This window comes from Kitasatospora sp. NPDC085879 (assembly GCF_040686255.1).
Lineage (GTDB): Bacteria > Actinomycetota > Actinomycetes > Streptomycetales > Streptomycetaceae > Kitasatospora.
The window spans coordinates 1-6793 of the sequence record NZ_JBFBJZ010000146.1; the positions used below are offsets into that span (position 1 = coordinate 1).

A 6793-nucleotide genomic window follows, 5' to 3' on the forward strand; every position below is an offset into this window, starting at 1 on the left:
TCAGAGCCGGAAGGGGTTCGCCCCCGCGCCGGCCAGCAGGTACCACGCGGTGGCACCGGTGTGCGGCGCGGCGTAGTAGATGTCGCCCTCACCGGTGGTCAGGCCGTCGCTGGAGGCGGCGACGATCGCACCGCCGACCGCGTTCGGCGCCTGCGACTGCGCGTCCTGAAGGGTCTGCTGCAAGACGGCCGCCCTGGCGTCGTCGCCGGGCGCGCGGCGCACGTGGTAGGCGGCGAGCAGGTGCGCGGTGCCTTCGAACCAGACCTTGCTGGTGTCGGCCTTGGCGAAGCTGACGCCCCGAAAGGGGCCGTCACTCGCCGCCAGGTTGGTGGCCGCCCAGTCCACCGAGCGCGAGAACGCCGGGTCGAGGGTGGCCAGGTAGCTCCACACCTGGACGTCCTCAGGGACGCTGTCCCGGTTCTGGGTGACGCCGTCGTTGCCGGTGCCGGTCCACAGCCGGCCGTCGTCGGCCTGCATCGAGCGGACGAAGGCGAAGGCGTTGTCGGAGCGGGACTTCCAGACGCCGTCGCCGGTGACCTGGGCGAGCATCGCGAAGAACGCGCCCACGTCGATGTTGTGCTCGGTGGCCTTCCACTCCTTGCGGACCATCTCGTCGCCGGTGCCGGAGTAGTCGACCAAGCCGCCGGTGTAGCCGCCGACGCCGCGACTGTCCGCAGTGTTGCTCTGGATCCAGTTCGCGGCCTTCAGCGCGCCCTCGCGGTAGCGACCGTCACCGGTGACCGCGTAGAGGCGGCAGAACGCCATGCCCGCCCACGCCATGTTGCCGGTGTACACCGAGAACCCGCCGACGTACGGGGTGCCGTCCCGGGTGATGAACGGGTTCGGCTCGTACGAGGCGCGGATCCGGCCGTCAACCGTCTTCGGGTCGTGGTCCTGCGCGTACAGCAGGCTGTCGCCGAGCCGCACGGCCCGGGCGACGTCGCGGTTCTGGCCGGCCAGCAGCGCGGCGATCACCACCGAGTTGTCGTAGGTGAACGAGGCCTGGTAGCCGTCCGGGCCGAACTCGGTGCCCGGAGAGAAGTGGCCGCCGGTGTAGCTCTGCGGCACGCCGAGACCGCTGGAGCCGTACTTGTCCTGTGCCCCTGCGATGAAGGAGTACGCCGGGTCGGTCGAGGAGCGCGGGGCCTTGGCGATCTGGGCACCGACCGTCGCGGGCGTGCCGCCGGTGGCCCACACCATGTAGTTCCAGTCCTCGGTGGTCTTCTTGTACATGGTGCCGTAGCCGCTCACGAACCAGTTCGAGAACCCGCCCGGCGACCGCTTGACTACCACGTTCCACGCCCGGCCGGGGTACGCGGCGCGCAGCGCGCCTGCCAGCGCCGAGGCCCGGGTCTGCGCGTCGCCCGATGGTCCGGTACCGACCGCCGCCTCCACGGCGGCCTGCAGGTCGGCGTCCGACAGGTCGCTCTGCCCGGTCGTGGGGGCCGCCGCCACCAGGTACTCGTCCGCCCAGGTCGGCTGGCCGACCGTGCCGGCGCCGAGGCCCTGCAGGTCCGCGCCCGCGTCGCCCTTGGCGACCACCACGTCCCACTCGGCGGCGGGGTACACCGAGTCGAGGAAGCGGCGCAGCTGCTCGTTGCGGACGTCCGCCGTCCCGCTGGTCGAGTTCGCCAGGTCGCGGACCGTCAGCGCCGCGTCGGCCTGCGCCTGCTGCGCCTTGGCAGGCGCGGCCAGCGCGTAGTCGCGGGCGACGATCGACCCGATCAGCCCGGGGCCGGGGAAGTCCATGAACATCACGCCGGTGCGCGACGCGGCCTGCGTGAACAGGTGGTCCAGTGCGAACTCGTTGACGCCGCGGTAGCCGAGCGTGCCGCCCGCCACCGAATACGGGTAGGCCAGCATGCTGGAGCCGCTCAGGTAGTTCACGTACACCTTGTCGGCCGCGCCCTTGTCGGTGGCCTCCAGGTGACGGCGGACCTTGTCCCACTTGCCCGAGATCGCGTCGAGGCTGGAGACCACGTAGTCGTCCTGGTAGTACCGGACCCCGTCGTACGCGGCGTCGTAGTCGCTGGGTGCCCGGTCGAACATGTCCTTGAGCCCGTACGTGTCCTGCTCGTTGTAGCGGGTCAGTACCACCTTGCCGCGCACCTGGCCCAACGTGGGAACGTCGGCCGGGCCGGTTCCGGCGACGGACGGCTGCCAGAACACGCCGGCGTACTGGGCGAAGTAGCTCTCCAGGATGGCCTTCTTGGCCTCGAAGGTGTCGTACGGCGGGTCGTCCGTGCAGGAGCCGAGGCTGCCGGTGCACTCCGTCTTCAGGTTCAGCAGCACCGTCTCGGCGGGGTGTGCCGCAAGGAAGTCCCTCAACACCGTCAGCACGTCGTCGAAGTTGGCGTTCTGGTAGATCGCGCCGTGGTGCACGGTGAACTTGCCGCCGATCGCGTGCACCCGGATGTCGATCGCCCGGATGCCGGACATCAGCTGCGCCTGCAGCGTGGCCGCGCCGTCGCCGTGGTCCTCCTGGGTGACCGCCAGGTCACCGCCGTGGATTGCCAGGGTGTCGTGCGTGCCGGGGATCGACAGCCGCGCCAGCGACGTGCCGTCACCCACCCAGCCCATCCAGTCCGGACGCTGGGTGTCCGCCATCGACTTGTAGTAGCGCGCCGGAGCCGCCACCGCCTCATGGGCCGGTGCCACCACGAACACCACGGTGGCGAGTAACAGCAGCGGCAGCAGCAGCGCCGCGATGCGGCGCGCCGAAGTAGACCTGATCAAAAGACCCCCATCTCGAAGAACCGTCATGCCTGCGTACCGCCGCCGCCGGACCCGCAGGCCACAGTGGAGCGCCTGGCGAAGTACAGCAGCCCCGCCCACCCCCGCACCAGTCCGGACACCGATCGTTCACCCAGGGAACGACGGGCCGTCAGCCATCCACATCCGCACCGTGATCAACTCCGCGCCCTCTACAACCAAGCGAGGAGGCACGCCATGACCAACGGTGTCACGGTGGACGACAGCGGGATCGCCGCGTTCCTGGAGCTGAAGACGGAGAGGACCGTCAACACGATCTTCGATCGCGCTGCGCGGCGGCTTGCGAGGGGTCGCGCAGGTTGGAGAGGGGTGACCGCGTCCTGACCGGCGGCAATACCAGCGACTGCACCCGCTTCGAGCACATCATGCAGGCCATCCGTGTCCCACGCGTCGGGTCGGGCCGACCTCGCACCCGACCCGACCACGTGATCGCCTCGGAGTGCGCCGTCGCCGCTGGGCCGACGACGCAGTCGGTCTACGGAGAGGCGTGGACGGCGTTCCTGTCGGCGACCTACCAGGACACCGGGGGCGGGGGCGCCTACACCGTGAACCAGGTGATCGGCGTGTTCCCGGACACAGGGAAGGCCGCCGTGGCCTTCCGGACGCTCACCGACGGTCTCACCAAGTGCGCGTTCTCGACGGTCACCGACCAGGCCTGCCGTACCGCGAAATGGGCCTACACGGCCCACCCTCCCTACAAGGTCGTCGTGGCGTGGAAGGCGGCGCAGGTCGGCGCCGCGAACTGGGCCTGCTACCACCAGGCGCGGGTGAAGAGCACAAGCCTGGTGCAGGTCGCCGTCTGCCAGGCGGGCGACGACGCTCCGACCACCTCGAAGATCACCGACGAGCTCGCCGGGAAGGTGGCCGGATGACCGCGTCCTCGCATAAAACGGCCGAACGCCGCCGACGGACGGTGCCGCGTCGTCCTCCTGGTGCTGATGGAGATCATCTCGAAGTGGACCGGCGCCTGGGTCGCCCAGCTCGCCGCACCCTCAGCAGAGCGGATCGGCGCCGGCGGCCGGCAGATCCTCAACGACGTCGCCACCGGCTCCCAGGCCCGCACCGCCCCCCAAGCCCGGCGGCGGCTGGACCGTCATCCAACGCAGCCCGCTGCGCCTGTGAGACCAGGTCGAGCACGACGCCCCGACCACCTGCCGCGAACTCGACCTGTAAGACGAGGCGATCCCGATCCTCGCCAGCGCCGGCTTCCCGATCTGCGGATCGACGCCTCCCACTCACTCTGCCCGACCCTGCGGCCTCGCGGGGCAAGGCCCCGGAAGGCTGTGGATAACTGGCGGCTGTGGACAACCCTGTTCACCCGACCGGGTGAGCCCGCACACTTCCCGGCCGGGGATCAGCCCTGCCAGCCCACCCCTTCAGGACCCAGAGTGCCCAGTCCTCCGACCTGATCCCGCACCGCACGCCGGACCGGACGCTCCCGCAAACCTGCCAATGCCCAGCCAGCGTGTCGACCTGCCACGACACCGGCCAGCTGCGGCCGCGTTATTCGTCCATGGACCGTGCGGCCTGGCACCATGCAGCTCATTGTCTACTTTGATCGGAAGTGTCCAGATGAACCGCACCGAACTGGTGTCCGCCCTGTCCGAGCGCACCGAGGTGACCCGCAAGGACGCCGACGCTGTCCTGGCCGCGCTCGCCGAGGTGATTGGTGACGTTGTCGCCAAGGGCGACGAGAAGGTCACCATCCCCGGCTTCCTGACCTTCGAGCGCACCCTGCGTGCCGCCCGCGCCGCCCGCAACCCGCAGACTGGCGAGTCGATCCAGATCCCGGCTGGCCACAGCGTGAAGGTCACCGCCGGCTCCAAGCTGAAGGAAGCCGCCAAGGGCAACTGACCCGCAGCCTGGGCGATCCGATCCCGCACGCCGGCGCGGCTCTCGCTCCCGGTCACCCACGATCGGGAGCGGGAGCTGTCCGCCGCGAGACGCTCCGAGTACCACGGCGATCCGCAGGGCATTGGTCGCCAGCCGCGCAGCGGCCAACACCGCTGGCACGCGCACCCTGATCCCGCATCACCCAACGAGCACCATGCCGTCGCCCTGCGCCCAGGCCCAGCACCCGACCTGCCCTACGCTCACCCCTCACGCACCTTGCGTAGGGTGGGAGATCCGAGACCGGATTTGGGGGAAGGGCGGTTCCGGTGAACGACGAGACCGACTGGGCCACGTCAGGGCTGTGCCGACAGGCTGACCCCGACGACCTGTTCGTCGATGGCGCGCCGCAGAACCGCGCCAAGGCCCTGTGTGCTGGCTGCCCGGTACGCACCGAGTGCCTCGGCTACGCCCTCGACCATCGCATCGAGCACGGCATCTGGGGCGGCATGACCGAACGCGACCGCCGCTCCCTGCTGCGCAGACGTCCCACCGTCGACTCCTGGCGCAGCCTGCTGGAAGCCGCGCGCGCCGAGCACGAGCAGCAGTTCGCCGTGCAAGCCCTGCTGCAAGCAGGCTGACCCCTCCACAGATCGGCCCCCTCCAGCCGTACCCAGCCTGCCCGCCCCACTTCGTGTTGGGCAGGCCAACTCGTGGCGGGCGATGTCGGAGCGGCGTGATCTGATCAAGGAAAATCCGCCAGTGCACCGCCGACGCACTGGCCCACCAGACGAAGCCCCGGCCCCACCGCAGCGGCATACTCCCGAAGGAGCCGCCCATGACCGACCTGTCAGCCCCCTCCAGCCCCGCCAGCGGGCCCGACCCACTGGGCAACGTGTACCTCCGGCTGGTCTCCGAGGAGTCGATACCGGCGGAGGCGCGACAGCATTTCAGCCACCTGCGCCCGCTCGCCACGGACCTCCTGGAGGGCATCGCCCTCGACACCCCGGACAACGTCCGCGTCCTCGACGACCAGGACGTGGCCCTCGTGGAGCGGGACACCCTCATGGCTGCCGCACGCTCCAACCTGCTCAACACGCCAGTCAACTACGACACCGTCGACCTCCCCGATGGCGCCGTCCTCCACATCCTCGGCCACCCCGAGTCGGCGTTCGCGGCCAGCAAGGTGCTCGTCCTCGAGGAGGCGGTGGGTGCCGCCGGCGGCCCCGCGTTCCCAGACGAAGGCGTGCTGCTCGTCGTCCCTAACCGCCACAACCTCGTCTTCTACCCGCTCGCCGACCGGCACGTGGTCGAAGCCGTCAACGCCTTGGCTCAGTTCGGGCAGGGCGCCTACGAGGACGGACCCGGATCCATCTCGCCCCGCGTGTTCTGGTGGCGCAACGGAACCCTGACATCGATCACGGTCTGCGACCCCGAGACCCGGACGATGAGCATCGCCCCGTCCGACGACCTCATGACGATCATGCGACGCCTGGCCCAGGCCGCCGGCTAAGACTGCTGAAGTGCGTCGCCGGGCCCAGGGGCTCTGCACCCGAACCAGGCCGGCAAGCCGGGATCACACAGGGGACCGCGAGAACCGGTCGGCGAAGGGCGTGCGAACGTCCGGCACGGTCACGGGCACCGTGTCGGCACCCGCGTTCCGCGCCGCTTCCAGAACCGTGGCGATGTCGCCGACGGCCACTGTCTCGGCGGGGCAGTCCCGGCACACGCCGGCGGCGTTGTGTCCTTGCCCTGTCCCCATGACGGCCCGGACATGGCCCAAGGCATCCCGAGGCCGGTCGACGCGCACCGCATGCCAGCTGCCGTTCTGCTCGGTAGCGGGGAGCCCTGCGGCGACCGCGGGGTAGACGGGCAGGCCGACCAGGTCGTCCCGAACCGGGACGAGGACGACCTGGTCGAGGTAGTCGCACCGGTCCGGCTGTGGCTGATGGTGGATCAGCCAGGCCGCGGCCTCGGCCCGCGTTCCCGGGCCCCACAGGTACTGCGCCGGGAAGGCCGTCGTGACGCAGCGTGCCGTGAATTCGAACAGGTCGGGGTCGTCGTACACGGCGCGGATCACGACCCAGGTGCGATCGTCGTCCTCCTCGGAGGAGGTCAAGTCCTCGGCGCGGGCCGCAATCGTGCTTCCGCTGTTCTCGGGCCATCCGAGTGCGACGGTCGTCCGGTCCAC

5 protein-coding genes and 3 pseudogenes are annotated in these 6793 nt (G+C 70.2%); 6 read left to right on the forward strand and 2 right to left on the reverse strand.

Annotated elements, in window-relative coordinates; all coding sequences use genetic code 11:
- The gene (locus tag AB0P35_RS41055; RefSeq protein ID WP_363521509.1) at positions 1-2763 is read right to left on the reverse strand and encodes a phosphatidylinositol-specific phospholipase C; all 2763 of its coding nucleotides are present in this window, start codon (positions 2761-2763) and stop codon (positions 1-3) included.
- A 186-nt stretch (positions 2764-2949) separates the two neighbouring features.
- Between AB0P35_RS41055 and AB0P35_RS41060 the strand changes: the two genes are divergently transcribed.
- From AB0P35_RS41060 to AB0P35_RS41085, 6 genes and pseudogenes are all read left to right on the forward strand, one after another.
- Positions 2950-3096 carry a hypothetical protein gene (locus tag AB0P35_RS41060; protein ID WP_363521512.1) on the forward strand — a complete coding sequence of 49 codons (147 nt, stop codon included), beginning with the start codon at positions 2950-2952 and terminating at the stop codon, positions 3094-3096.
- Positions 3093-3644, forward strand: a pseudogene (locus AB0P35_RS41065) (sensor domain-containing protein); the annotation flags it as partial. The gene AB0P35_RS41060 and the pseudogene AB0P35_RS41065, both read left to right, overlap by 4 nt.
- A 72-nt stretch (positions 3645-3716) precedes the next feature.
- Positions 3717-3891: pseudogene (locus AB0P35_RS41070) on the forward strand (methyltransferase); the annotation flags it as partial.
- A 453-nt stretch (positions 3892-4344) separates the two neighbouring features.
- Positions 4345-4626, forward strand: a complete 282-nt coding sequence (locus AB0P35_RS41075) for an HU family DNA-binding protein (RefSeq protein WP_095877663.1) — start codon at positions 4345-4347, stop codon at positions 4624-4626.
- 305 nt (positions 4627-4931) lie between these two features.
- Positions 4932-5243, forward strand: a complete 312-nt coding sequence (locus AB0P35_RS41080; protein ID WP_095877662.1) for a WhiB family transcriptional regulator — start codon at positions 4932-4934, stop codon at positions 5241-5243.
- Positions 5244-5440: 197 nt separating this feature from the next.
- Complete coding sequence (locus tag AB0P35_RS41085) at positions 5441-6115, forward strand: hypothetical protein (protein WP_095877661.1); 675 nt, start codon at positions 5441-5443, stop codon at positions 6113-6115.
- A 63-nt stretch (positions 6116-6178) separates the two neighbouring features.
- Here the strand turns inward: AB0P35_RS41085 and AB0P35_RS41090 are convergent.
- Positions 6179-6793, reverse strand: a pseudogene (locus tag AB0P35_RS41090) (hypothetical protein); the annotation flags it as partial.

Bases quoted from the DNA above. Each gene is read 5' to 3' on its own strand.
- AB0P35_RS41055 (WP_363521509.1), bottom strand. From the start codon at position 2,763: ATGACGGTTCTTCGAGATGGGGGTCTTTTGATCAGGTCTACTTCGGCG.
- AB0P35_RS41060 (WP_363521512.1), top strand. From the start codon at position 2,950: ATGACCAACGGTGTCACGGTGGACGACAGCGGGATCGCCGCGTTCCTG.
- AB0P35_RS41075 (WP_095877663.1), top strand. From the start codon at position 4,345: ATGAACCGCACCGAACTGGTGTCCGCCCTGTCCGAGCGCACCGAGGTG.
- AB0P35_RS41085 (WP_095877661.1), top strand. From the start codon at position 5,441: ATGACCGACCTGTCAGCCCCCTCCAGCCCCGCCAGCGGGCCCGACCCA.